Source organism: Thiomicrorhabdus xiamenensis (assembly GCF_013282625.1).
GTDB lineage: Bacteria > Pseudomonadota > Gammaproteobacteria > Thiomicrospirales > Thiomicrospiraceae > Thiomicrorhabdus > Thiomicrorhabdus xiamenensis.
Window position 1 is genome coordinate 2545800 of record NZ_CP054020.1, and the last position, 25252, is coordinate 2571051.

The 25252-nt window shown below is 48.3% G+C and carries 29 protein-coding genes; 5 read left to right on the top strand and 24 right to left on the bottom strand.

Features of this window, described 5'->3' with window-relative positions:
* Nucleotides 1–51: 51 nt before the first annotated feature.
* Nucleotides 52–909 (top strand): HDOD domain-containing protein, encoded by an 858-nt coding sequence (locus HQN79_RS11730; RefSeq protein WP_173286772.1) that lies wholly within the window; start codon nt 52–54, stop codon nt 907–909.
* Nucleotides 910–912: 3 nt separating this feature from the next.
* On the opposite strand, the gene HQN79_RS11735 is transcribed toward HQN79_RS11730, so the two are convergent.
* The 3 genes from HQN79_RS11735 to HQN79_RS11745 all read right to left on the bottom strand — a co-directional run bounded on the left by HQN79_RS11735 (nt 913) and on the right by HQN79_RS11745 (nt 3959).
* A complete protein-coding gene (locus HQN79_RS11735) occupies nt 913–1719 on the bottom strand; it encodes an HAD family hydrolase (protein ID WP_173286774.1) in 807 nt (268 codons plus the stop codon).
* A 198-nt stretch (nt 1720–1917) separates the two neighbouring features.
* Complete coding sequence (locus HQN79_RS11740; RefSeq protein ID WP_173286776.1) at nt 1918–2424, bottom strand: ferritin; 507 nt, start codon at nt 2422–2424, stop codon at nt 1918–1920.
* Between the two features lie 128 nt (nt 2425–2552).
* Complete coding sequence (locus HQN79_RS11745) at nt 2553–3959, bottom strand: GGDEF domain-containing protein (protein WP_173286778.1); 1407 nt, start codon at nt 3957–3959, stop codon at nt 2553–2555.
* Nucleotides 3960–4219: 260 nt separating this feature from the next.
* Here HQN79_RS11745 and HQN79_RS12080 point away from each other — a divergent pair, with 260 nt between their 5' ends.
* Nucleotides 4220–6601, top strand: coding sequence for an ATP-dependent DNA helicase RecG (locus HQN79_RS12080; RefSeq protein ID WP_238843382.1), 2382 nt, complete (start codon nt 4220–4222; stop codon nt 6599–6601).
* A gap of 12 nt (nt 6602–6613) precedes the next feature.
* On the top strand, nt 6614–7150 hold the full coding sequence (locus HQN79_RS11760; protein ID WP_173286780.1) for a chorismate--pyruvate lyase family protein: 537 nt from the start codon (nt 6614–6616) through the stop codon (nt 7148–7150).
* Nucleotides 7151–7154: 4 nt separating this feature from the next.
* Here HQN79_RS11760 and HQN79_RS11765 read toward each other — a convergent pair whose 3' ends face one another.
* The gene (locus tag HQN79_RS11765) at nt 7155–8225 is read right to left on the bottom strand and encodes a hypothetical protein (protein WP_173286782.1); all 1071 of its coding nucleotides are present in this window, start codon (nt 8223–8225) and stop codon (nt 7155–7157) included.
* A 44-nt stretch (nt 8226–8269) separates the two neighbouring features.
* Here HQN79_RS11765 and HQN79_RS11770 point away from each other — a divergent pair, with 44 nt between their 5' ends.
* Nucleotides 8270–8770: a hypothetical protein gene (locus HQN79_RS11770; protein WP_173286784.1), complete on the top strand. Its 501-nt coding sequence runs from the start codon at nt 8270–8272 to the stop codon at nt 8768–8770.
* Between the two features lies 1 nt (nt 8771).
* On the opposite strand, the gene ubiA is transcribed toward HQN79_RS11770, so the two are convergent.
* The 20 genes from ubiA to HQN79_RS11865 form a co-directional block, all read right to left on the bottom strand.
* Complete coding sequence (gene ubiA, locus HQN79_RS11775; RefSeq protein WP_173286786.1) at nt 8772–9629, bottom strand: 4-hydroxybenzoate octaprenyltransferase; 858 nt, start codon at nt 9627–9629, stop codon at nt 8772–8774.
* Between the two features lie 74 nt (nt 9630–9703).
* A complete protein-coding gene (locus HQN79_RS11780; protein WP_173286788.1) occupies nt 9704–9955 on the bottom strand; it encodes a hypothetical protein in 252 nt (83 codons plus the stop codon).
* 71 nt (nt 9956–10026) lie between these two features.
* The gene (gene glmU, locus HQN79_RS11785) at nt 10027–11391 is read right to left on the bottom strand and encodes a bifunctional UDP-N-acetylglucosamine diphosphorylase/glucosamine-1-phosphate N-acetyltransferase GlmU (RefSeq protein ID WP_173286790.1); all 1365 of its coding nucleotides are present in this window, start codon (nt 11389–11391) and stop codon (nt 10027–10029) included.
* A 254-nt stretch (nt 11392–11645) separates the two neighbouring features.
* Nucleotides 11646–12080 (bottom strand): F0F1 ATP synthase subunit epsilon, encoded by a 435-nt coding sequence (locus tag HQN79_RS11790; protein WP_173286792.1) that lies wholly within the window; start codon nt 12078–12080, stop codon nt 11646–11648.
* Nucleotides 12081–12086: 6 nt separating this feature from the next.
* Nucleotides 12087–13469 (bottom strand): F0F1 ATP synthase subunit beta, encoded by a 1383-nt coding sequence (gene atpD, locus HQN79_RS11795; RefSeq protein ID WP_202984575.1) that lies wholly within the window; start codon nt 13467–13469, stop codon nt 12087–12089.
* Between the two features lie 28 nt (nt 13470–13497).
* Nucleotides 13498–14361, bottom strand: coding sequence for a F0F1 ATP synthase subunit gamma (gene atpG / locus HQN79_RS11800; protein WP_173286796.1), 864 nt, complete (start codon nt 14359–14361; stop codon nt 13498–13500).
* Nucleotides 14362–14377: 16 nt separating this feature from the next.
* On the bottom strand, nt 14378–15919 hold the full coding sequence (atpA, locus tag HQN79_RS11805; protein WP_173286798.1) for a F0F1 ATP synthase subunit alpha: 1542 nt from the start codon (nt 15917–15919) through the stop codon (nt 14378–14380).
* Nucleotides 15920–15934: 15 nt separating this feature from the next.
* A complete protein-coding gene (locus HQN79_RS11810) occupies nt 15935–16471 on the bottom strand; it encodes a F0F1 ATP synthase subunit delta (RefSeq protein ID WP_173286800.1) in 537 nt (178 codons plus the stop codon).
* Nucleotides 16472–16486: 15 nt separating this feature from the next.
* Entirely contained in the window at nt 16487–16957 is a 471-nt protein-coding gene (locus HQN79_RS11815; protein ID WP_173286802.1) for a F0F1 ATP synthase subunit B, read from the bottom strand.
* Between the two features lie 66 nt (nt 16958–17023).
* On the bottom strand, nt 17024–17314 hold the full coding sequence (atpE, locus tag HQN79_RS11820) for a F0F1 ATP synthase subunit C (RefSeq protein WP_019557536.1): 291 nt from the start codon (nt 17312–17314) through the stop codon (nt 17024–17026).
* Nucleotides 17315–17468: 154 nt separating this feature from the next.
* Nucleotides 17469–18284: a F0F1 ATP synthase subunit A gene (gene atpB / locus HQN79_RS11825; RefSeq protein WP_202984495.1), complete on the bottom strand. Its 816-nt coding sequence runs from the start codon at nt 18282–18284 to the stop codon at nt 17469–17471.
* An 11-nt stretch (nt 18285–18295) separates the two neighbouring features.
* A complete protein-coding gene (locus tag HQN79_RS11830; RefSeq protein ID WP_173286804.1) occupies nt 18296–18661 on the bottom strand; it encodes an ATP synthase subunit I in 366 nt (121 codons plus the stop codon).
* Nucleotides 18654–18923: an AtpZ/AtpI family protein gene (locus HQN79_RS11835; RefSeq protein ID WP_173286806.1), complete on the bottom strand. Its 270-nt coding sequence runs from the start codon at nt 18921–18923 to the stop codon at nt 18654–18656. Before HQN79_RS11835 ends, HQN79_RS11830 begins: the two co-directional genes overlap by 8 nt.
* Nucleotides 18924–19203: 280 nt before the next feature.
* On the bottom strand, nt 19204–20082 hold the full coding sequence (locus tag HQN79_RS11840) for a ParB/RepB/Spo0J family partition protein (protein WP_238843383.1): 879 nt from the start codon (nt 20080–20082) through the stop codon (nt 19204–19206).
* A gap of 17 nt (nt 20083–20099) precedes the next feature.
* Nucleotides 20100–20867, bottom strand: coding sequence for a ParA family protein (locus HQN79_RS11845; protein WP_173286808.1), 768 nt, complete (start codon nt 20865–20867; stop codon nt 20100–20102).
* A gap of 39 nt (nt 20868–20906) precedes the next feature.
* Nucleotides 20907–21191 carry a 16S rRNA (guanine(527)-N(7))-methyltransferase RsmG gene (locus tag HQN79_RS12170; RefSeq protein ID WP_338065236.1) on the bottom strand — a complete coding sequence of 95 codons (285 nt, stop codon included), beginning with the start codon at nt 21189–21191 and terminating at the stop codon, nt 20907–20909.
* On the bottom strand, nt 21184–21555 hold the full coding sequence (gene rsmG, locus HQN79_RS12175) for a 16S rRNA (guanine(527)-N(7))-methyltransferase RsmG (RefSeq protein WP_338065237.1): 372 nt from the start codon (nt 21553–21555) through the stop codon (nt 21184–21186). Before rsmG ends, HQN79_RS12170 begins: the two co-directional genes overlap by 8 nt.
* A gap of 3 nt (nt 21556–21558) precedes the next feature.
* Entirely contained in the window at nt 21559–23454 is a 1896-nt protein-coding gene (mnmG, locus tag HQN79_RS11855) for a tRNA uridine-5-carboxymethylaminomethyl(34) synthesis enzyme MnmG (protein WP_173286810.1), read from the bottom strand.
* A gap of 263 nt (nt 23455–23717) precedes the next feature.
* Nucleotides 23718–24146: a group II truncated hemoglobin gene (locus HQN79_RS11860; protein ID WP_173286812.1), complete on the bottom strand. Its 429-nt coding sequence runs from the start codon at nt 24144–24146 to the stop codon at nt 23718–23720.
* Between the two features lie 32 nt (nt 24147–24178).
* Nucleotides 24179–24493, bottom strand: a complete 315-nt coding sequence (locus tag HQN79_RS11865) for a DUF4282 domain-containing protein (RefSeq protein ID WP_173286814.1) — start codon at nt 24491–24493, stop codon at nt 24179–24181.
* A 162-nt stretch (nt 24494–24655) separates the two neighbouring features.
* Here HQN79_RS11865 and HQN79_RS11870 point away from each other — a divergent pair, with 162 nt between their 5' ends.
* Entirely contained in the window at nt 24656–25240 is a 585-nt protein-coding gene (locus tag HQN79_RS11870; RefSeq protein WP_173286816.1) for a hypothetical protein, read from the top strand.
* The last annotated feature ends 12 nt before the right edge of the window (nt 25241–25252 follow it).

Consider the following 25252-nt stretch of genomic DNA (forward strand, 5'->3'; position numbering starts at 1 on the left):
AGTAGACAGATCACCTATAATCGGACTCACTCATTTTCAGGGATGATTACAATGCCTACCTATGGAACTCAGGTTCAAGTTGCCCGCGAATTAATTAAGCAGATCGATATTCCAATCCTTCCTGACGAGCTCGTTCAGTTGCAACAACTCCTGCAAGAACATGAGATGCCGAGCATAAAGAAACTGGTCGAGCTGATCAGCCGCAACCCCTATCTTGCCGCGGAACTCATCTCTCTGGCCAATACCTCGCTTTTCAATAGTAAGATGATTCCCGTACGAGATCTCGAAAGTGCGCTTTTCCGGCTTGGGATTAACAATCTGCGCGATTACGTAACCTCGATACATATTAAAAAGAATTTTCTGGAAAATTCTATTAGCGGCTTGAGTTACCACAGCCAGATAATCGCTGAAATCACCAGTCTAATCGCACTCGAAACCAATTTGCTTAAACCTTCAGAAGCGTATCTGCTCGGTTTAATTCACGATATCGGTGCTTTTGCCATTCACAAGATGGATGAAAGTTACGGCATGACGTTCCATCAAAGCCACAAGAGTTTCCACGCTGCCAACGATCGGGACTACAAAAAATACGGTACTTCTCATAGCGCCCTCGGTTATGTGATTGCCCACGAGCTGCATCTTCCGAAAATAATTGCCAATACTATTCTTCTGCACCACGAACAACATACCCAACGGATAAAAGAGCCTGCTCTGCGCAGAAACGTTGCCTTGCTCAAAATGGCGCACTTTCTGGAAATGGATTTACGTATCAAGAACTCCAAACAGGGGAATTCTCACCGCAACAGCGCCAACGAACAGGAACAGATCGAACGCTGTTTAGCCGTACTGGGGCTCAACCAAGAGCATCTGAAGCAACTCGACTCGCGTCTGGCACAACTGAACCCTTAACACCTACAGAGCCTTAACCTCCAGCAGATTCTGTTGCAAATAGAGCGCCACCCCCTCCTCGGCATTACTTAACGCCTGGTCAGCATACGGAAGCTGCTCTTTCAGAGCCTCATTAGCATTGGCCATGACCACCGGACGTCCCACCCACTGCAACATATCAATATCGTTAAAGCCGTCGCCGAAAGCCATCACCTCGGAAGCGTCGATGCCTCTCTCGGCACAAAGCTGGGCGAGCGCTGTCCCTTTGGAAACACCCTTGTTCATAACCTCCAGATAGATTTCCGTAGTGAAGGTGATGTAAAGCTGATCTCCCAAAGCGTCCTTTAATTTGCGCTCAAGCGGAACCAGTTTGGCATGGGGTGCATTGAAGTAGAATTTGTCGATGTGCTCGGGGTCAAGCTCGGAAAAATCTACCCGCTGATACTCAAAGCCGGATGCCTTGTGTATATCCAGCAACGGCTCGTTTTCCTCTTCAACCAACCAGACATCGCCCTGATAGATATTTCGATGCACGGCATAGTCTGCTGAGATATCTAATACTCTGGCAACCAGCTCTTGCGGAATATGATTTTCGTACAGCAGTCTGCCGTGGTGATCGTGAATACGAGCTCCGTTGGAGGTGATGAAGCTGACCGGCACTTTAATCTTCTGGGCAATCAGATAGACATCCTGAAAATGACGGCCGGTGGCAATCATCAGTTCGGCACCACTGGCATATAACGCCTGCAGAGTTCGAACAGTCAAATCACCAACCTGGTGGTCTGAATTTAATAAGGTCCCATCTAAATCTATTACAACCAATCGAGCCATCAATGACTTCCCTAAAGATATAGATTATTATCTATGAAAAATTGAATAACGTTAAATTTTTATAGAACCTTACCAGAATTTTAGGGTTTTTAGGAGTCTTATAAACAGCGACCACAGCGCTGTCTTGCTATGAAAGGCATAAAAAAGCGGTCGGGAACGGCTTCTCCTGACCGCTTATAATCCTTGGCATGCTTGTATTTAATGCGCTGCGGCCAAACGCTTCAAATAGCTATCCATAATGTGTAGCGTCTGCCCAGGCTCGCCGGTAAAACCGAGCATTTCCGCCTTGCCAAGAACCTTACCGAACAAAACCTCTTCTTCATGCTGTTCGGCAATGAACCATTCGATGAAATTGAACGTCGTATAGTCTTCTTTTTCAAATGCGGTTTTAGCGATCTGCTTAATCATCGCGGTCACTTTTTTCTCGTGTTTGAACGCCGCTTTGAGCACTTCCATCAGATTGTCGTATTCGCTAGGCGGTTTCGGAATCTCTTCGATCGTGACCGGTGCACCACACTCGGCCATATAGTTAAAAATCTTGTCCATATGCTCGCGCTCTTCAAGACTGTGGCCGCGAAAAAACTCCGCCGCTCCGTCCAGACCTTCGGCCTCTGCCCAGGCACACATCTGAAGATAAATATTCGAAGCGTAAAACTCCGCGTTTACCTGTCTGTTCAACAGCTTTTTGATCTTTTTACTTAACATGTCCACCTCCTTCGACATCAGTCATTAATTAGACGCCTTTTACTGCTTGCCTTAAACCCGATACTCCAATTATTCAAATCTTCAATTCTTTGCACACTTTTCGCCAGACTTGCGCCGCGAACCATTCTCTAAATCTGCTCTCGAGCCTGTTTATTGCGCTTTTTCTGCTGATACATCGCTTTATCGGCCTGCCTGAGAATCTCGTCGGCACCCTCCATTTGCGGCAACAGAAGAATCCAACCGATACTGATATGGCAAACGATCTGCTTGCCGTCAATCTCATAGGGCTCGTTCAATAAACTCTGATAACGTTCAGTCATATCACGCAATTGAGCAACCGCCGATTCCGGAGGTGTCGCCAGTCCCTGAAACATAATCACGAACTCATCGCCCCCCAAACGGGCAACCAGATCATCGATACGGGTATATTTCTGGAGCCGAATGGCAAACGCCTGTAACAACTTATCACCCATATCATGCCCATAGCGGTCATTTACCGGTTTAAAATCATCCAGATCCAAATACATCAATCCGGACTGAATGCCTTCATTCTGTAAATTTTTCAGCGCTTCCCCTGCTCCTTGAATCAGCATTCTGCGATTGGCCAAGCCAGTCAGTTCGTCATGCATGGAAAGATGGTTCAGGCGTTTAAACAAATGCCCTTGATGTTTTTCATGATGCATCGCAAACCATAACAGCCCCAGCCAAAGCACGACGAAAACACCCCAGACGACTGCGGCGTGCCAAATAAGATGCTGAGCAAAACGTTTTAGAATCAGCGGATTTTCAACAACGGCCACCTCCCATAGTGTATTGGAAACCGCTACCTTAGCAGCCACCCTGCGGAGTTCATCTTCCTGCAGGAAATAGGGCCTGCTTAAAGTCTCTCGCGTGCCTTCGGTGGTCACTTCAATCAATCCTTGACGGTCGCTTCTCAACAAATACACTTCGTGCTGAGAAATTTGGCTCTCCCTGAGCGCTTCGGACAGAGGCTTGGGACTGAAACTCATAAAAAAGACCAGTTTCTTCTGATTCCAGAGGACCGGAAAAATCATATCGAAATGGTAGTTGCCGGGTTGAGGATGGAGATAGGTCTTGTAGTCGTAGTATTGCGTTTGCAGACTTAAGATCTCGGCGCTTTTTTCCAGGTCCTGACGACAAACGTCACTGACAAAGAAATCCAGATTCGACCATAGAATTTCGCCATGCTCATCGGCGATACCGAATCCGATCATTGAAGGAAAATAAAGTTTGAAGCGTTCAAACAGCGACTTCTGCAGTTCGTCGATGCTGTGAAAGGTTTCCAGCTCTCTGAGCCATAAATCATCCAGTGAAATGGCGATCATGCTGTCACGCAATGCATTCACCCGAGCTTCAATATCTTTGGCGGTGATTTCAGCCTGCTTGCGCATAATAAAGTGCTGATGCTCGATAAATTGCCGCTTTTCGACTTGCACGCGCCATCCCAAAGCGACTGTAACCAATACCAGCAGCAAAATCATCAGGGTGACAAATAGAGCGGTTGAGCGACGCATAAGGCACCTCTTTATCTCAACAAACGACTCTTACGAGCAATTAAAAGAGGAAAAATACAGCGTAAATGATTTTCATCTTTATCATCAATAGTACGTAAAATATACCCAATGATCAAGAAACCGACTCATAATGTAAGCTTGTCATCGCGGTATCCGTATCAACAAAGCCTTTCCACGTGAAACATAGTCGAAGCAAGCCGCCGCCAAGCCAATAAAGTTTTTGATAAAATTTTCGCCAGTCCCGAAAAGAAACCGCGTCAATGTTAGAAAGCAATTCACTGGATACCCTAAAAGGGGTTGGTCCGAAACAACTGGAAAAACTGCATAAACTTGGATTGTTTACGATCCAGGATATGCTGCTTCATCTGCCGTTGCGCTATCAGGATAAAACCCGACTGACGCCGATTGACTCTCTTCTGGTAGGCGTCGAAGCGCAGACCGAAGGAACCATTATTTCCCAAGCGATGACGCGTGGCGGACGTAACAGCCTGTTGGTTACCATCCAGTCACCCGGCGGAGCCTGTCTGACACTGCGTTTCTTTCACTATCATTACCGCCAGGCACAGAGTTTCACCCGCGGGAAAACCGTACGTGTCTACGGCGAAGTCCGTTCCGGCCCGAATGGTCTGGAAATGGTGCACCCCCACTACCAGTTTATTAATCTGGAAAACCCGAAACCTCTGGACAGCACTCTGACACCGGTTTACCCGACGACAGAAGGACTCGGACAACCGAGCATCATCAAACTGATTACTCAAGCGTTGGATCTTGTAAAATCTTCGCCGCTTCCGGAATTACTACCGCCTGATCTTTTACAGGAACTGCAATTACCGGATCTCAACCAGGCCATAGTCACCCTGCATCAACCACAGGCGTCGGATGACCTTGTATCCATTAAACAGTTTTGCCATCCCGCGCAACAGCGCCTGATTATTGAGGAATTAATCAGTCAGCAGATCGGTTTGCAGAAACTGCGTCAGGAAGAACAAAAACGCCTTGCCCCCGCCTTTCCGCCGAGCCAAAAAGTGAATGCATTGCTCGCCTCTCTGCCGTTTTCGCTGACCGGAGCCCAGCAGAGAGTTCTGGATGAAATCGGTCAGGATTTAAAACGGCAACATCCGATGCAGCGTCTGGTGCAGGGCGACGTCGGTTCGGGGAAAACCGTCGTTGCCGCCATTGCAGCCATCCAGGCCGCGGAAGCCGGCTATCAGGTGGCAATCATGGCGCCGACCGAAATTCTGGCTGAACAGCACCTCAATGCGTTTCAGGAGTGGCTGGAACCACTGGATATTTCGGTCGCCTGGTTAAACGGGCGCATGAAAGCGGCCGAAAAACGGCTGATGCTGGCGCAGGTGGAAAGCGGCGAAGCCAACGTCGTCGTCGGAACGCACGCGCTGTTTCAGGATGCGGTCAACTTTAATAACCTCGGCCTTGTCATTATCGATGAACAGCATCGTTTTGGTGTCCACCAACGGCTGACATTGCAGCAAAAAGGGCAAAAAATCGTTCTAGAAGGCGAAGATAGCGCAGCACTGCAGGACGCTACTTCAGAGGGAGATGTTTTACCTCAGTTCAAGGCCCATGAAGGAACCGACGCTCAGTTGGCTCAAAGTGCCAGTGAGCCTTTTAATCCTGAAAGCAACAAAGAAGCAGTGGGAGATAATTTGCTCAAGGTCGCGGCAGATAAATCCTATAACGACGGATTTTTAAGTCAGATTGAGGCGGACGAAGAACCCGGAGCGCAGTGTACTCAAGGTGTACATGAGCAACGGAAGGCTGAGTCCAACAATGATCTGGCTCAAAAAGACAAGTTAGAGGTGCATCCACACCAATTGATTATGACCGCGACACCTATTCCAAGGACTCTGGCCATGACCGCCTACGGCGATCTCGATCTCTCGGTAATTGATGAGTTACCACCGGGCCGAAAACCCATCGAAACCGCCGTTATGAGTACGACCAAGCGTGATGAACTGATGGAACACCTGTATGCCAAATGTACGCAGGGTGTGCAGGCATACTGGGTTTGCCCGTTGATCGAGGAATCGGAACTGCTGCATGCCCAAGCGGCAGAGGTGACGGCCACGCAATTTACCGACCGCTGGCCTGACCTGCGGGTCGGTCTGGTTCACGGCCGTTTGAAAGGAGAAGAAAAAGCGCTGGTCATGAATGCATTCAAACGGCATGATCTTGACCTGCTGGTCGCGACAACCGTGATAGAGGTCGGTGTAAATGTTCCGAATGCCAGCCTGATGATTATCGAAAATGCCGAACGTCTGGGACTGGCTCAACTGCATCAGCTACGCGGCCGGGTTGGTCGAGGCGAAAAACAGAGCCACTGTGTGCTGCTCTATCAGCCGCCTTTGTCGACCACCGGCAAGGCACGATTAAATATTATGCGCGACACCAATGACGGCTTTAGAATTGCCGAAGAAGACCTTAAAATCCGCGGACCGGGCGAAATTCTCGGTACGCGTCAGACTGGAGGGCTTCAGCTGCGAATCGCCGACCTGCAACGTGACGCACGCTTTATTCCTCTTGCCCAAGAATACAGCGCCTTAATGCTGCATAATGATCCGCAAAGAGTCGACGCCCTGCAACATAGATGGATCGGCCATCGAGTCGAATACCAGAATGCCTAGAGAGTTTTTACTATGCCTTTGAGTGGATCAACCCCGGCGGAGAAGCGATGGTATGCGGATGCCTTGCTAAGCCGCATTACAGAGCAGCCACGACAGAAATCCTGGTTGCGTACGCCAAAGTCGCTGACGCGTAGAATTCGCCAACACTGTCCGCAGATGCAGGTTAAAGTCCTGAAACAGGCATTCGCCTTGGCCTATGAAGACGAACGCCAGGCGCTTGGGTTGCAAACGCATCAGCGGGTATGGATCAGAGAGGTCTTACTGCAATGTGACGGACAAGATTGGGTCTTTGCACGTACCGTGATCCCCTATTTCGAAAGCGGTAACCCTTGGCTGATGCTGCAGAAACTTGGCACCCAGCCTCTCGGAGAAATTCTGTTTGATATCAAACAGATCTGCCGCAGCGATTTCCGTTTTCAGCATTTTCCCAAGCAGCGTTTACCGCTGGATGCCTCTTTACGGCACGCCAGACGTTCTGTTTTCTGGCATGATACCCATAGCGATTTCCCGCTACTGCTGACCGAAGTTTTCCTGCATCGAATGCCGTAGGCATTCAGGATTTGCTGAAAAGCATTTCCAGCATAAAGCTGATGCTAAACTCCGGTTGCTCGAAGTCATCTTCGGCAAACCAGCTCAGGCGGGGTTGCATTTCGGCGAACAGCCACTCCTGATAGAGCTTTTCCCGCCAGTTCATTCCTAACGTCACCTGATCCTGATTAAAGGTGTCTGTATGAATGTTTCCTTTGACCTCAATAAAGTAAGAGCGAATCCGGTGCGGATTGATCTGATAAAAAACCGTACCCCGCTGACGTAGTTCATAAAGATTTTCGTCATATAACCAGGTTCCACGCGTTTCGCTACGAAACAGATTATGCTCGGTCGGATAGTCGAAAACCTGAGTGATTTTCCAGACAAAGTGGCTCATACGTTCATAAATAAAGTCCTGACTGGTCCGACTCGTCAAACCGCTATCAAACTTGGATCTGTAACGGTGGCGCCAGCGAACATAGGGATTGGGGCGGGTTTCGTCAAATTTGAGACCGACATCGAACTGCAACAGGAAGTTGGCGCTACTGTTGACCAGGTACTGGGCGGCGAAGGTTGTGCGCTGCGGCACGGCAGTATCGTCTCTGACCGGTTTCGACTCAAGCGAGCCGATCCCGTCGTCCTCAACATCTGGATCGCTTTCGTCAAACGATGAAATCAGAAACTTGACTCTTTTCCGCCATCGCGGCAGGTCAATATACACACGAAAATTCGGACGACTGCGTAAAGTTCCGTTGTCATAGAAGGTCACCGGGAAATACAGCTTGAGCTTACTTCCCTTGCGTTGAATTTCCAGCGTTTCGTCGCCTAGGAAGCGGTCAACGCGATCACCGACATCATCCAGATAATCGGTTACCTCGTATTTGAGTCCAACCAACTGTTCAATCGCATCCACGATCATCCCGGGATGATAGTTTTCAAAAAGGTATTTCGGCTCCTTTTCTGGCCCACCCAGAGTTTCTTCCGCTTGAGCCTGTGTCGCGGCCAAAACGCTACAAAACAGCACAGACACCGCCAACACATGCCAACGGAAGCTGACTTTAGCAAACAGCCGTTTTATGGTGCGGTTTTGGTACAATAGCGCCCCCTGCAGGAAGAAAACAAATACGCGGAAATTCAATAGTGAGTGATCAAATCAATCAGATTCAGGCAACATTTAACGCTTTCGAAGACAGAATACTCTTAAAGTTTAAAACCCTCAACGATCATGTCTATCAAGCGTGGGTCACGCGCCGCTTCTGTAAATTGCTTTTACCGGCGCTGCACGGATTACATCCGGTAACCGGCGAACCTTTATTCGATCTTGATAATACCGCAAGCAGCGATGAAGCTGATGATAAGCCGCAACTTATGGGCGATTATTCGAATGAGTACGAAGCGCCCGAAAATCCGACCTATCCGCTCGGCGAAGAACCGATTCTGTTGGCAAAGATCCGTTTTCAGGATCTGGATAAGGAGTTGGCTACTTTTATTCTCGAACCGCACAAGGGACAGGGACTCATTTTGCCATTCCATCCGGATCTTATCGGCCCCATGCTGAAAATCATCAGTGAAGCGGTCGCTAACGCCGAATGGGATCTCGGTCAGGAAATGGGCGTTCCCAAAAGCCAGATGCTGCAATAAGTCACGAACAGGCTTTGTCGAGAATAATACCGGCAAGAATAATAACGCCAACCCAGTGATTCTGCAGGAATACTCTGAAAGCAGTTTGTGCACACCCCGAGGCCAAGCGCTTGAGGTCATATGCAAACCACAAAGCGGCAATCGCCAGCCCCCCGTAATACAGAATGCCCAGCTCGAATGCCTGACCGGCAAAATATAACAGCGCCAGCATCAGAAGCTCAAAAAAGCCGATCCAATAGACTAACTTATCGCCGAACAGAATCGCCGTCGATTTAATCCCGACTTTCAAATCGTCCGGCATATCACCGACAGCATAAGCCGTATCGTAAATCAGAGACCAGACCAGTGTTGCTGCATACAACAGCCAGGCTGCGGCCGGAACCTCTCCGCTCACGGCTGCAAAGGCCATTGGAATCGCCCATGCGAAAGCCGCCCCCAGAAAGGCTTGCGGCCAGTAGGTGTGACGTTTCATAAAAGGATAAAGTGCGGCCAGAGCAACCGCAGCGAAAGAGAGCCAAATCGTCAGAGCATTAAGCGTTAAGACCAGCCCGAAAGCAAACAGGCAGAGTAGCGCAAAAAAGCCCAAAGCCTCTTTGGAACTTAAAACGCCAGTCGCCAACGGACGGCAGCAGGTGCGAGCAACCTGACCATCGAAGTTTCGATCCGCATAATCGTTAATGACACATCCGGCCGATCGCATCAGCACCGAGCCGAGAATAAACACCGTTAGAATCCATAAATCCGGCATGCCGTCGGCGGCAATCCATAGCGCCCACAAAGCGGGCCACAAAACCAGATAAATCCCAATGGGACGATTAAGGCGGGTCAGGTCGATATAAGCTTGCAGTTTCGGCGACATATTACACAATCAGGGACAAAATCTAGGAATTTGCCGCTAATTATAACTGATCGCCAAAACGGTAATGGAAGGACTTAGGCGGCCTCGATAAAAGCATCGATTTCCGGACGCACAGCCGCAGACATCTCAAGGTTAGCCTGCGCCTTTCCTTGATGATCTTCATAGTGCATAGTGACTTTATAGTCGCCTTTTTTCCACTGAATGACATAACCATAACCGCATAATTCGGTCTGGCCGACATCCTGATGGGCAACTTCCCAACCGTTTGCGGACATGTAGTCGCGCAACGGCTCGCATTTGATCGGATCGATGTTTAGATACTGCATAATAATTCCCGAAAATTGAATTCTTTAGTACCGAACGACGAGCGCTTCATGCACCAACGAACAGCTTAAAACTATTTTTTAACCGGCTTGGCCCAATTTTTAATGGTTAACTGTTTGGAGCGAGACAATGTCAGCATTTCGGCGGGCGCCTCTTTGGTAATGGTGGATCCTGCACCAATCGTGGCACCATCCCCCACCTTTACTGGTGCAACAAGTTGAGTGTCGGAGCCGACAAAAACGTTATCGCCGATTTCCGTCAGGTGTTTATTGACGCCGTCATAATTACAGGTAATTGTGCCGGCTCCTACGTTACAGCCTGATCCCATCAGGGTATCGCCGACATAACTTAAATGATTGACTTTGGATCCCTTGCCGATTTTTGCCTTTTTGGTCTCGACAAAGTTTCCGATACGAACTTCATCAGCCAGATCCGTGCCAGGGCGCAATCGAGCATAAGGGCCGACAGAGACCTTCTCACCCACGACACACTCTTCAAGATGGCTAAACGGATGAATAACCGTACCGGCTGCAATGGTGACACTTTTTAAAATACAATTGGCGCCGACTTGGACGTTATCGCCGAGAATCACATCCCCTTCAAAGATAACGTTCGCATCGATCTGTACGTCTTGTCCCACAGTTACCGAACCGCGGATATCAAGGCGCGAAGCATCGATCAGAGTCACCCCCTGGGTCATCAGTTGATTCGCCAATTGCATTTGATACTGGCGCTCTAAAGCCTGCAATTGCGCCTTGTCATTCACACCCAAGACTTCAATTTCCGCAGCCGGCTGCGTGGTTTGCACCGTATAACCGTCGGCAACGCACATGGCGATAATATCCGTCAGATAATATTCACCCTGGGCATTCTCATTGCTAAGCTTGCCCAGCCAGGCTTTCAAGTGAGCGCCTTTAGCCGCCAGAATACCAGTGTTCACTTCCTGAATCGCCAGCTGTTCGGTGCTCGCGTCCTTCTGTTCGACAATGGCTTGAACCGCCAGGTGTTGGTCACGAACAATGCGTCCGTAGCCGGTCGGATTATCAAGATTAATGGTCAACAGTGCCAGAGGGTGTTGCTCAGAAACGAGCGCTAACAAGTCTTCAAGCGTCGTTTGCGCAGTGAGTGGGACATCCCCATATAAAACTAAAACGGTATCCATGTCGTCGATCTCAGGCACCACCTGTTGAACCGCATGCCCCGTACCTAACTGTTCTGTCTGGGCAACAAAATAAATACCCTGCTCCGCCATCGCTTCTTCAACCAGATGTGACTGATGACCGACCACAGTCAATATCTGCTCCGCTTGCAGACACTGCGCCGTATTCACGACATGCTGCAATAGCGGCTGACCCGCAAGCGGCTGGAGAACTTTCGGTAAAGAAGAACGCATACGGGTCCCTTTACCCGCAGCAAGAATGACGACTTTTAATGCCATAGATAATCCAGTTATTTAACTTTGCGTAAACTAATAAACACTAATCTTAATGCCCATAGATTTAAACAAAAAGTATTTTGTCTATTACTGTTAGATTCATTGTGATGGATTGTGGTGCAAGGTCGAGGAAAGGTAAGTGAGTATAGAAATCTACACGACACGTCCTTGACGAAGAGATTGCCCGCAAGCCGCGCAAATAATCAACAAGGAAAAAAAAAGCGGGCACAAGGCCCGCTTCTTTACAGGGGTAACAATTAAGCCAACCCAGTCTTATGCAAACGATCGCGCATTTTGCTGATCGCTTGAATTTGGCCAACGGCTTCTGCAAGTTCAATCTGAGCACGAGCAATATCGGTTTCAGATTTAGCATTTTCCATGGCTTCTTCAGCTGCGCGCTTAGCTTCTTCAGCTTGAGCTTGATCTAGGTCAGCTGCGCGAATAGCGGTATCCGCAAGGATAGTCACTACACTTGGCTGAATTTCGATAATGCCGCCGTTAACGTAGAAGATACCTTCTTCGTCACCAGTAACAACGCGAACTGCGCCCGGCTTAAGCGAGCTTAAAAACTGGGTATGGTGAGGAAGGATACCAACCTCACCATCGGCAGCCTGTGCGAAGACCTGCTCTGCTTTACCAGAGAAGATTAAACCCTCCGCACTAACAACATCTACTTGCATTGAGACTGCCATAATTAATTACCCTTGGTATTTTTTCGCTTTCTCTAGAACTTCGTCGATGTCCCCAGCGTACATAAACGCTTTTTCAGGAACGTCGTCCAGTTCACCAGATGCGATCATTTTGAATCCACGGATAGTTTCTTTCAGTGGAACATAACGACCATCTTCACCAGTGAAAACTTTCGCTACGAAGTATGGCTGAGAGAAGAAACGCTGCATCTTACGAGCACGTGCAACCAAGTTGCGGTCTTCTTCAGAAAGTTCATCCATACCTAGGATCGCGATGATGTCTTTCAACTCTTTATAACGTTGTAGCGTTTGCTGAACGTTACGTGCAACTTCATAGTGCTCCTGACCAACAACTAGAGGGTCAAGCTGACGTGAAGTAGAGTCTAGTGGATCGATCGCAGGGTAGATACCCTGTTCAGCGATACCACGGTTAAGTACAACAGTCGCATCCAAGTGAGCGAAGGTAGTAGCTGGAGCAGGGTCAGTCAAGTCATCCGCAGGTACATATACCGCTTGGATAGACGTGATCGAACCAGTCTTAGTTGAAGTGATACGCTCCTGAACCTGACCCATCTCTTCAGCTAGGTTAGGCTGGTAACCTACCGCAGACGGTAGACGACCTAGAAGTGCAGATACCTCAGTACCAGCTAGTGTGTAACGGTAGATGTTATCAACGAAGAATAGAACATCACGACCTTCATCACGGAAGAACTCAGCCATTGTTAGACCAGTAAGAGCAACACGTAGACGGTTACCTGGTGGCTCATTCATCTGACCATATACCAGGGCAACTTTGTCAAGTACGTCTGACTCTTCCATCTCGTAGTAGAAGTCGTTACCTTCACGAGTACGCTCACCAACACCAGCGAATACAGAGTAACCACTGTGCTCGATAGCGATGTTACGGATAAGCTCCATCATGTTTACGGTTTTACCAACACCGGCACCACCGAATAGACCAACTTTACCACCTTTCGCGAAAGGACAGATAAGGTCGATAACTTTAACACCTGTTTCTAGTAGATCTTGAGAAGCCGCTAGCTCGTCAAATGCTGGAGCTTCACGGTGAATAACCATTTTCTGCTCAGCTTCTACTGGACCAGCCATATCGATCGCGTTACCAAGAACGTCGAAGATACGACCTAGTGTTGCTTTACCTACTGGTACTGAAATCGCTTCACCAGTATTTTTAACAGACATGCCACGCTTAAGACCGTCAGAAGCACCCATCGCGATACCGCGAACAGTGTCATCACCGATCTGCTGTTGAACTTCGATCGTTAGACCGGTTTCTTCAACAATCAACGCGTCATAGATTTTTGGTAAATCAGCACCTTTAAACTCGACGTCTACAACGGCGCCGATAACCTGTACGATTTTTCCGTTCATAATCTTTAACCTTTTATTGAAACTTTCAAACTTAAACAGCCGCTGTACCAGCAACGATTTCTGAAATTTCAGCTGTGATCGCAGCTTGACGCGCCTTATTGTAAGACAGCTTCAATTCATTGATCATTTCACCCGCGTTGTCGGTTGCGTTCTTCATCGCAATCATACGAGCACCTTGCTCGCAGGCTGCGTTTTCAACCACAGAACCGAAAACGGTAGCTTCAACATAACGACGCATCAACAGATCAAGTGCTGTTTTTGCATCCGGCTCGTAAAGGTAATCCCAACGAGAGTTGTCATGTTTATCTTCAGCTTGCAATGGAACCAATTGGGTAACAGTCGGATCTTGCGACATAGTGTTTACGAATACGTTAGACGCAACATAAACTTCGTCAATTTCACCGGCATCGAACTTATCAAGAACGATTTTAACTGTACCAACCAGGTCCTCAATGTGAGGGGTATCACCTAGATCAGAAACAGAAGCGACAACATTACCACCGTAAGAACGGAAGAAAGTTTTTGCTTTGTTACCGACCAGGGCAAGTTCAACCTCAACACCAGCTTCTTGCCAAGCTTTCATCTTTGGCAAGATTTTACGGAATAAGTTTGAGTTTAAACCACCACAAAGACCTCGATCAGAAGAGACTACGATCAAGCCAACGCGCTTAACGTTGTCACGAGTCTGAGTATAAGGATGCTTATACTCAGGGTGAGCTGCCGCTACGTGGCTGATCACTCTCTTCACTTTTTCGACGTATGGCTGAGTCGCTTCCATGCGTGCTTGTGCTCTACGCATTTTAGACGCCGCAACCATCTCCATGGCTTTGGTGATTTTTTTGGTATTCGTTACGGAACCAATTTTGGCTCGTATTTCTTTACTACCGCCTGCCATGGCCTACTCCTTACTCTTAGTAAACGCCGTTCGCTTTGAACTCTTCGATGCAAGCTTTAAGCTCAGCAGCGATATCATCGTTCCAAGCACCACCATCGTTGATCTTAGCGGCTAGGTCAGCGTGTGCAGAGTTCATGTGTGCGTGCATACCAGCTTCAAACGCAAGAACTTTTTCAACTTCTACGTCGTCTAGGAAACCTTCGTTTGCAGCAAACAGAGAAGCAGCCATCTCAGCGATTGTAAGCGGAGCAAATTGCTTCTGCTTCATAAGCTCAGTTACGCGCTTACCACGCTCTAGCTGTGCTTTAGTTGTCGCATCTAGATCAGAAGCAAACTGTGCGAAAGCCGCAAGTTCACGGTACTGAGCCAGGTCAAGACGGATACCACCACCAAGTTTCTTGATCGCTTTAGTCTGTGCAGCACCACCAACACGGGATACAGATAGACCAGCGTTAACCGCAGGACGGATACCCTGTGAGAACATTGAAGTCTCAAGGAAGATCTGACCGTCAGTGATCGAGATAACGTTAGTAGGTACGAAAGCAGATACGTCACCCGCTTGAGTTTCAATAATAGGAAGAGCAGTCAAAGAACCAGTCTTACCTTTTACTTCACCGTTAGTGAAACGTTCTACGTAGTCTTCGCTTACACGAGCAGCACGCTCAAGTAGACGTGAGTGTAGGTAGAAGATATCACCAGGGAATGCTTCACGCCCAGGAGGACGACGAAGTAGTAGTGAGATTTGACGGTAAGCTTGCGCTTGTTTAGTCAAGTCATCATAGATGATCAGTGCATCTTCACCACGGTCACGGTAGTACTCACCCATTGCACAACCAGCGTATGCCGCTAGGTATTGTAGTGCTGCTGGATCAGACGCGTTAGCCGCAACGATAACAGTGTTTTCCATCGCGCCAGTTTCTTCCAGCTTGCGACGTACGTTGTTAACAGTAGATGCTTTTTGACCCATCGCTACGTATACACATTTCACACCAGTGTTCTTCTGTGAAATGATTGCATCGATTGCGATAGCAGTCTTACCGATCTGACGGTCACCGATGATCAACTCACGCTGACCACGACCGATTGGAATCATTGAGTCGATAGACTTGATACCAGTCATCATTGGCTGATCAACCGATTTACGGTCGATAACACCAGGAGCGATACGCTCGATAGGTGAAGTGATTTTAGCGTCGATTGGACCTTTACCGTCGATTGCACGACCAAGACCGTCAACAACACGGCCCATCATTTCCGGACCAACTGGTACTTCTAGGATCTTACCGGTACAAGTTACCTTGTCACCTTCAGAAATGTGTTTGTATTCACCAAGAACAACAACACCGATAGAGTCACGCTCAAGGTTAAGCGCCATACCGAAAGTGTTCTCGTCAAATTGAACCATCTCACCATACATTACATCTGACACACCGTGAACACGTGCGATACCATCTGCGATGCTAACGACTGTTCCTTCGCTGCCAGACTCAGCTGCACCTTCAAAACCTTTAATACGGTCTTTGATCAGGCTGCTGATTTCAGAGGCATTCAATTGCATGTTTGTTCCTCTCCATTATTGGGCGATTGCTGCGCCAAGTTTGTTCAGTTGCGTAAGTGCCGAGCCGTCTAGCGCCCAGTCACCGACTTTGATCTTAATGCCGCCGACCAGTGAAGGATCAACTTCATAACTGATCTCTACTTCGGCATCAAACTTAGCATTTAAAGCAGCACTTAATTTATTCTTCTGCTCATCCGTTACGTCGAAAGCTGAAACAACAGTCGCGCGAACGCGTTTCTCTTCTTCGGCTTTAAGAATCTCAAATTGCTCAGCAACTTCAGATAAAGCCGGAAGACGTTTGTTATCAGCCATAGCAGTCAACAGGTTCTTGCCTTGTTCAGTCAGACCTTCACCCATTACCGCAGCATAAATCCCAAGGATTTCATCTTCAGTACGTGAAGGATCATTTAGCACATCCTGCATAGCGGCATCATTTGTGATGGCTGCAAGATTTGCTAACTGTTCTGACCAAGCTGCAAGCGTTTGCTCTTCTTTAGCTAGAGCAAAGACCGCTTCTGCGTAAGGTCTTGCAATTGTCATTAATTCTGCCATAGAGCTTCCCCTAGATTAGATTTGTTTTACTAGGGCTTCTAGCATGTCGTTATGCGCAGCAGCGTTAACTTCTTTACCTAGAATTTTCTCTGCACCAGATACGGCAATTGTTGCAACTTCTTTACGTAGTTGCTCTCTTGCACGACTTACTTCTTGCTCTATTTCTGCTTGGGCGGAAGCTTTAATACGTTCTGCTTCTTCAGTCGCTTTGACTTTAGCATCTTCTACGATTTCAGAACCGCGCTTTTCAGCTTGGCTTAGAACGTTTTGAGCTTGAGCTTTTGCTTCTTTAAGGACTTCTTTAGCCTTCTGTTCAGCTAGCTCCAACTCATGCTTACCTTTCTCAGCAGCAGAAAGTCCGTCAGCGATTTTCTTCTGACGCTCTTCCATTAACTTCGAAAGTGGCCCCCACAGCACCTTGTTCACAAACCAGATCAATAGCACAAATGCAATAATCTGGATGAGAAGCGTTGCGTTAATACTCACAGTGGTTACCTCGCCATTCGTTTAAGTAATTAAAAAATTAATTAGATACAGTTTCCACGCTTAGGATTAAGCACCTAGAGCAGCAGTCATTGCACCAACGAATGGGTTAGCGAATAGGAACCACATTGCGAAAGCTAGGATAATGAATGGGAAAGATTCCATAAGACCAGCGAAGATGAACATGTTAGTCATAAGCGCAGGACGCATTTCAGGCTGACGAGCAATACCTTCTAGAGTTTTAGAACAGATTAGACCCCAACCGATTGCTGAACCCAAACCAGCAGCAGCCAAGATAACACCTACACCAATAGCAGTTGCAGCGTAGATATCAGCGATCATAGTAGCAGTTACTTCCATCGATTTTCTCCAAAGTTTAAAGTTAGAAAAGTTAATAGTTAAAAAAAAGCTTTTTACTTAGGCATCCTTGCGAAAACTTAAGTAGGTGCGCTTAAACCCTGTTTGGTGTCCCTCCTAAAAGAGACACCGGACTTCTTTATTGCCTACCTGAGGATTAGTGACCTTCGTCGTGTGCCATTCCCAGATAAACAATTGTGAGCACCATAAAGATAAATGCCTGCAAGGTGATAACCAACAAGTGGAAAATCAACCAACCTAGATCAAGCAATACTTGTAGTGGTGCCCAGAATAGGGCAGCGGCACCCACTGCTAGAGTTCCACCAATCAATGCGATCAGTAGGAATACCAATTCCCCTGCGAACATGTTACCGAACAAACGCAGAGCAAGAGATAGCGGCTTGGAAACTTCTTCAATCGCAGTCATTACAATGTTGACCGGTACGAAGAACTTACCGAAAGGATGGAATAGGAACATCTTGATAAAGCCACCGATGCCTTTAATCTTGATGTTGTAATAAAGAATCAATGCAAATACGGTGAACGCCATCGCCAAAGTCGTGTTTAGATCCGTAGTCGGAACAACTTTCAAGTATGCGTGAGAATCACCTGTAACAATCTGGAACAACCAAGGTAGTAGATCAACCGGGATCAAATCCATGAAGTTCATCATCCAAACCCATAGGAAAATGGTCAACGCGATTGGCGCGATAAGCGGGTTATGTCCTGGGAAAGCATCACGAACGTTAGTCGAAACGAAGTCTAGAATCGATTCAACGAAGTTCTGGAAACCGCCTGGGGTTCCGCTTTCAAGCTGTTTACCTAGACGAGCCGCCGTAAAGACGATCAGCGCACCAAGCAAAAAGCTGACAATAATCGTATCCATGTTGAAGGTCCAGAAACCTTCACCAATGGTGTTGTTGGTCAAGTGGTGTTGGATATACTCGACCGTTCCCATTTTTTCAGCACTCAAGGGTCTACTCCTTAGTCAGTCAAACGTCTTTTCCCTTTCAAATTAAAGAGTTGCCCGATCTGCATTAACACAAAAGTGATAATGACCGGGAACGCCTCGCTCTGATCGAGAATAGACAGCCCTAATACAAAAAACACAGCCAACAGAATGAATCTGATTACTGCACTCAGATATAAAACCAGCATGCCCGCTTTCGGGTCTTCCGCCGCACGTTTATTGGCTTTTTGGAAGGTAAACTGCAACATAAAAATGTTCAGCAGCCCGATAACGAAACCATAAGCCGCGCCCGCAACATGTCCCTGGGTCGCGTAAAACACTACAACGGCAATCCCGATAATGCCCTGTACCTTATATGCCGTATCGACGTTTCTAATCATCTTTTTTCTCTGATTGAACGTTATCCAGACGCTTGGTCAAATGAATAACCTTCTGGATTCCGCCGATAAAGCCCAATAGTGCACAAGCCAGCATCAGAATCGGTCGGGTATCGAAAATTTCGTCCAATACGTACCCGACAATAAATCCTGCAATCAACATGGAGGTAAAAATCGATCCTGCGCTCAGGAGTAAATAGTTCGCAGCAGCCCCCGGAGCACCTCTATTTTCATCGCTCGGTGGGGTATTTGGCTTTTCGCTCATCGTTTTTACCTTTGTTGTTTTAGCTCAATTAAGTTTGGCCTAAACGGTGGCACATGATAATGTTTTATCCGCCCAAAAGCTAGCCGTATAGGGCTGATTTTTAAGCTTTTTTCGTTTGCATGGCAGGGCTCTTTTTCATTTGTCAGACAAATTGAACCGAATACCTACAACCTGTTGCGACCCACTTATATAAAAATACAATATCTTGTAATTAATAAAATTTAGTCAGCGGCTAATTGTTATCTATTAGAGTTTCTTATATTTCTGTATGAATTCCGTGTCACTTTTGTGTCAAAAGTTCGGACAGTCGCTGCAGTTCTTTTTCATCTTTGTAACTGATTTCAATCTTGCCGCGACCATTTTCCTTGTGCTTGATCTGTACCTTGGCATCCAGGCGCTTCGCTAGAGACTCCTGATGGAGGTCGACGAACTCAAACTTCGGTTTGGCAGCGTCTTTAGCCGCTTTTTTGACCGCTGATGGCACCAAGACTTCTTGTGCCGCCTGCTCCATCTGGCGAACCGACCAACCGTTTTGAACCGCCTTCTTAACCAAATCATTCTGAATCGGCTCCGGCATACTGATGACCGCACGCGCATGCCCCATGGTGATCTTACCGTCATGCAACGCTTGTTGAATGGCCTCCGGGAGTTTCAGCAGGCGCAACAGATTCGATACCGCCGAGCGCGAATAACCGACCGCATCCGCCACTTCCTGCTGCGTCAGTTCAAATTCCTGCAGCAGACGTTTCAAACCGATAGCCGTCTCGATCGGATTCAGATTTTCACGCTGGATATTTTCAATCAGCGCCATTGCCAGTGTCGTCTGGCCATCGGCCTGACGAATCACAACCGGAACATGCTCCAGTCCGGCCAGTTTTGCGGCACGCCAACGGCGCTCTCCAGCAATAATTTCATAGGAATCGTCATTCAGGGAGCGAACTACGATCGGCTGTACAACACCCTGCACCTTGATCGACGCGGCCAACTCGGCCAAAGAATCGTCATTGAACTGTTGGCGAGGCTGGTATTGTCCGGCCTTAAGCTGATCGACAGGCAGCTTTTCGACACGTAAATCGCTGACATTCTTTTCCGACTTCTGCTTAGCCCCCAACATGGCGCTTAGACCGCGTTTTCCCATACCTGAACGTTTTTTTACCACAGAAATTCCCCTTCGGATTAAATTTGCGTTTTACGAACCACTTCATTCGCCAGCGCCAGATAGGCCAGGGCGCCACTGCAGCTCATATCATAGTCAAAAATCGATTCGCCGTGACTCGGCGCTTCAGCCAGACGCACATTGCGCGGAATAATGCTTTGCAGAACCTTCATACCGAAATGACTAACCAATTCGTTGGAGACATCATTCGCCAGATTATTGCGGCGGTCATGCATGGTTCTGAGGAGTCCGTCGATATGCAGCTTCGGATTCAATTCGCTTTGCACCGTCTCGATCGTATCCATCAGCGCCGACAAGCCTTCCAATGCGAAATACTCACACTGCACCGGCACAATAATACCGTCCGCAGCGACCAGTGCATTCACCGTCAACATATTCAAACTCGGCGCACAGTCGATCAGAATTACATCGTAGCGCTCTTTAATTGGCTTCAGAGCTTGGGAAAGCCGGGTCGGTCCCATATCTTCTTCCAGAAGCTCAACTTCCGCTGCCGTCAGATCGCCGTTGGAAGCCAGAAGATCCAATCCAGCCTCTTCGATTTCGCTGACCACCTCGTCGAAACCGGCCTCATCTACGAGGATATCGTAAATGGTTTTTTCCGCGCTGTCCTTGTCAAAACCAACAGCGACCGAAGCATTCCCCTGCGGGTCCAAATCAATCAACAATACCTTCTTCTGCAGTCGGGCAAGCGCAGCCGCTAAGTTCACACTCGTCGTCGTCTTGCCGACGCCGCCCTTCTGATTTGCAATGGCTATGATTCTTCCCACAAAAGATCCTTTAAAGCTCTATTTTCGAGAATAATGGTTTTAATCGGCTTTTTTCTGCGCCTGAATCAGGCGACGCTGGGCATCCAGACCCGGCACCTGGAGTTCGATGATTCGCGTTACTTCCGCATACTCCGGCAAACCGGCGAGATCTTCGGTCTCTTTTTGCGCCTTCATCGCCCACCAGACACCGCCTTCGGGAATCAGGTGGTGCGTCCAAGTAAGCATATCGTCCAGAGAAGCGAACGCGCGCGAAATCACCGCATCATACAACGGTTCCGGCTGATATTCCTCAACCCGTTTATGCCACACTTGGGTGTTATTCAAACCCCAATTGTGCTTTCGCCTGAATTAGAAAACGTGTTTTCTTGCTGTTACTGTCCAGCAGATCAATTCGTCTTTCCGGAAAACAGATCGCCAGAGGAATCCCTGGAAGTCCCCCGCCGGTCCCGACATCGATGATCGACTCGCTGTCGATATGCGGAACGACGGCAAGACTGTCAATCAAATGCTTGGTCAGCATCTCTTCAGGATCGCGGATCGCGGTAAGATTATAGACTTTATTCCACTTTTGCAGCAGCAGAAGATACTCCATCAGCAGATCGACTTGCTGTGGGGACAACTCGAGTGTCAACAGTTCCAGTGCCGATTCCAGTTTCGGTCTCAAGTGAGAAAGTTCGTTATGCATCATCAATCAGGCACTTTTTTGTGAGCGGTGTTTTTTAATTTCGATCAGCAGAATCGAAACCGCCGCCGGGGTGATTCCCTGGATACGGCTGGCCATGCCCAAATTAGCTGGGCGATGATCGCGCAGTTTCTGCTTAACTTCATTCGACAGACCGGAAATCTTATCCAGATCAAGATCTTGTGGAATCTCGACTTTTTCCGAACGCTTCAATTTTTCAATCTGCTCCATCTGACGAGCAATATAGCCGGAATACTTAGCCTCAATCTCAACCAGCTCGACTACCTGCGGGTCTTCTACGCCTTCGCCGAAAACGTCCAGTTCGGAAAGCGCCTCATAGGAAACATTCGGGCGTTTTAAAAGATCGAAAAGCGTCTGCTCTTTACTCAGCGGAAGATCCATCAGCGCTTCCGCCTGCTTCGCTTCGGCATGCGTCGGATAGATCCATGTCTGCTGCAGGCGTTCCACCTCTTTTTCGCGCCCTTCCATCTTCGCTTCAAAAGCCGCCCAGCGCCCATCGTCAATCAACCCCATTTCACGGGCGACCGGTGTCAGGCGCTGATCGGCGTTGTCTTCACGCAACATCAGACGATACTCGGCACGCGAGGTAAACATGCGATAAGGCTCATTCGTTCCCATGGTAATCAAATCATCGACCAATACACCAAGGTAAGCCTGATCACGGGTCGGATACCACTGTTCGTTTTCCTGCGCGCGGCGCGCGGCGTTGATACCGGCCAGCATCCCCTGCGCCGCAGCCTCTTCATAACCTGTCGTACCGTTGATCTGGCCGGCAAAGAACAGACCGTTGATCGCACGGGTTTCCAGCGTCGGTTTCAAACCGCGCGGATCAAAGAAATCATATTCGATCGCATAGCCCGGACGCATAATCTGAGCATTCTCCATCCCTTCCATCGACTGAACGATCTGGATTTGGGTTTCAAACGGCAAACTGGTCGAGATACCATTCGGATAAAGCTCTGTGGTGTTAAGCCCTTCCGGCTCGATAAACACCTGATGACGATCCTTATCGGCAAAACGCATCACCTTGTCTTCAATCGAAGGACAGTAACGCGGCCCGACACTGTCAATTTCGCCCTGATCGGAATACATCGGTGACTGGTGCAACGACGCCATAATCGCTTCATGCGTCTGCGCATTGGTGTAGGTGATATAGCATGGTACCTGCTGCGGGTGCATATCGCGGCTGCCCATATAGGAAAAGACCGGTGCCGGATCATCACCCGGCTGCACCTGCATTTTTGCAAAATCGACGGTACGCGCATCAATTCGCGGAGGCGTTCCGGTTTTCAGACGCCCGACCGGCAAATCCAATTCACGCAGTTTAGCCGCTAAACGATTTGCCGGTTCATCTCCGGCACGACCGCCTTCGTAGTTTTGCAGGCCGATATGAATGCGCCCGGCCAGAAAGGTTCCCGCAGTCAATACCACTTGGCGCGAGTAGAATTTAAGCCCCATCTTAGTGACCACTCCGGTCACCTGATCCCCTTCGGTCAGAATATCTTCAACGGGCTGCTGAAAAAGCGTCAGGTTCGGCTGGTGTTGAAGCATCTTTAGAATCGCCGCTTTATACAGCAGGCGATCGGCTTGCGCACGCGTGGCACGCACTGCAGGACCTTTGGAAGCATTCAAAGTACGGAACTGAATCCCACCCATATCCGTAGCCAGCGCCATAGCGCCGCCCATCGCATCGACCTCCTTAACCAGATGGCCTTTACCGATCCCGCCGATCGCAGGATTACAGGACATTTGTCCGAGAGTATCGATATTGTGCGTCAACAACAGGGTTTTCTGTCCCATACGCGCCGCCGCCAAGGCCGCTTCCGTACCGGCATGGCCTCCGCCAACCACAATCACATCATAGATTGAAAACGCTTTATCCATTAAATTGCTCGCAATGAAGCCATGCTTCAAAATATTCCGAAAATCACTACCTAAACCAAACTGGCCGGAGAAATCTCATCCGACCTTCGACACGGTAAGCCTCGACAAAATCGAGATAAGAATTTGTTTTTACTACGTTTTCGTCGGGCTTCATCCGCCAAGGTAAAACGCAGGCTAATCGCATATTTTACCACAAGGCCTGCTCAAGATAGAAAGCTTAGTTGATTTTAAAACATGCACACTGCGCCTGAGTGCGTATTTGCTCACTTTGCGTTCCGGGATTCACTACTCACCTGACGGATTCGCTCCGCCGGCCTGAACAGCTCCGTCAAAAGATACTGTTGCAAAGACAATGGATAATCTTGTTTTTCCAATGCAACCTGCATGCAGAAAAGCCAAGCATCGCGTTCGGCCTCGCCGACATCAAGATGGGCATGCGCCTGTGGAATATTAATCGATCCGTATTTATCTGCATAAATCTGCGGACCGTTCATCCAGCCGGATAAAAAATGCACTAACTTGTCTCGCGATACCTGTAAATCTTCAGGGTGCATAGCCCGGATAACCTGAGCTTCGGGTAAAACCTCCATTGCACCGTAAAACTCGTCCACCAGTTTCACCAGACCACTGTAGCCGCCAACCGCACGATAGGTTGCATCACCCATCCCGTATTCCACTCTCTCCAGAGACATGCTCTCTCCCTATATAAAATTCATAACGGTCTCTATGCCGGCATCACCAAAGCGTCGCGCATCTGCATAAACGCGATCAGATACTCAAACATCAGACGCCATAAAAGCTCGGCAAACAGAAACATTAAAACACCCAGAAGCACCCATCTCCACCGACGCCCTGCACTCAGGTTCAACACAGAACGAATCAAAGGCTTACTCTGCTGCACGACTTCGGCCAAATATTTCCGATACAGAACACTCAGCCAGCTATAAATCAGCAACGGCATAACCACTGCACCGAGATAATAGAAAACAATCAATACATCGATACTGATTAAACGCTTAAACGTCAAAAATTCATACATAGGACAGCTATTTTATTTACTTTTCAATACGGAATAATCAAAGATTTCAATCTTTTGTATAGAGTCTGCTATTGAAGATAAAGATAGAATAACCGATTATGTAATCTTTAGCCGTTCTGCTCAGGAATGGCACAGCACACACCTGATTGAAAGAGGTATCCAATGACTTATCTCAAGACGATTTTATTGACTGGACTCATTGGTGCGGCGACCGTCTCCCTGAATGCCTGCAATACCGCCCCGCCGAAGCATATGATGGACATTCAGGCAGGAGAAGTCTTCACCCTTAAAAAGCCTTTGACCATTCGTGCAGACAGTGCCCGGAGCTATATTCAACACGGCCAGGCAACCGGCGGAGGATTTGACCATTACGATCAGCACTGCCGTTTGGAAGTTCGGACGCTTTCCGATCAGGTTAAAATCATTAAGCCGGATCAGTTTACAATTACCCGCGTATCACTCGGGGCCGAAGAAATTGCATCCCGTAACGCTACCCGCCTTTACGCAGGACTGCAGCCCTTGTTTGTCGGCAGCGCCCGGGCAGAGGACACGGATTCGCAACCAAGTCCGACAATGGACTATGTCCACCTCTATCTGCAATCCAAGCAGCAACCCGATGTCTTGCGTCTGACCTGCGCCGGCTCACTCAGTGACGGCGATCTCGCAGATGCTCCGCGCAGTTATCGACCAAAAAGAGAACAGATCAACCAGATTCTTGGCAAAATCGGCTCAATCAGCACTGAATAAGAGGCCGATTGA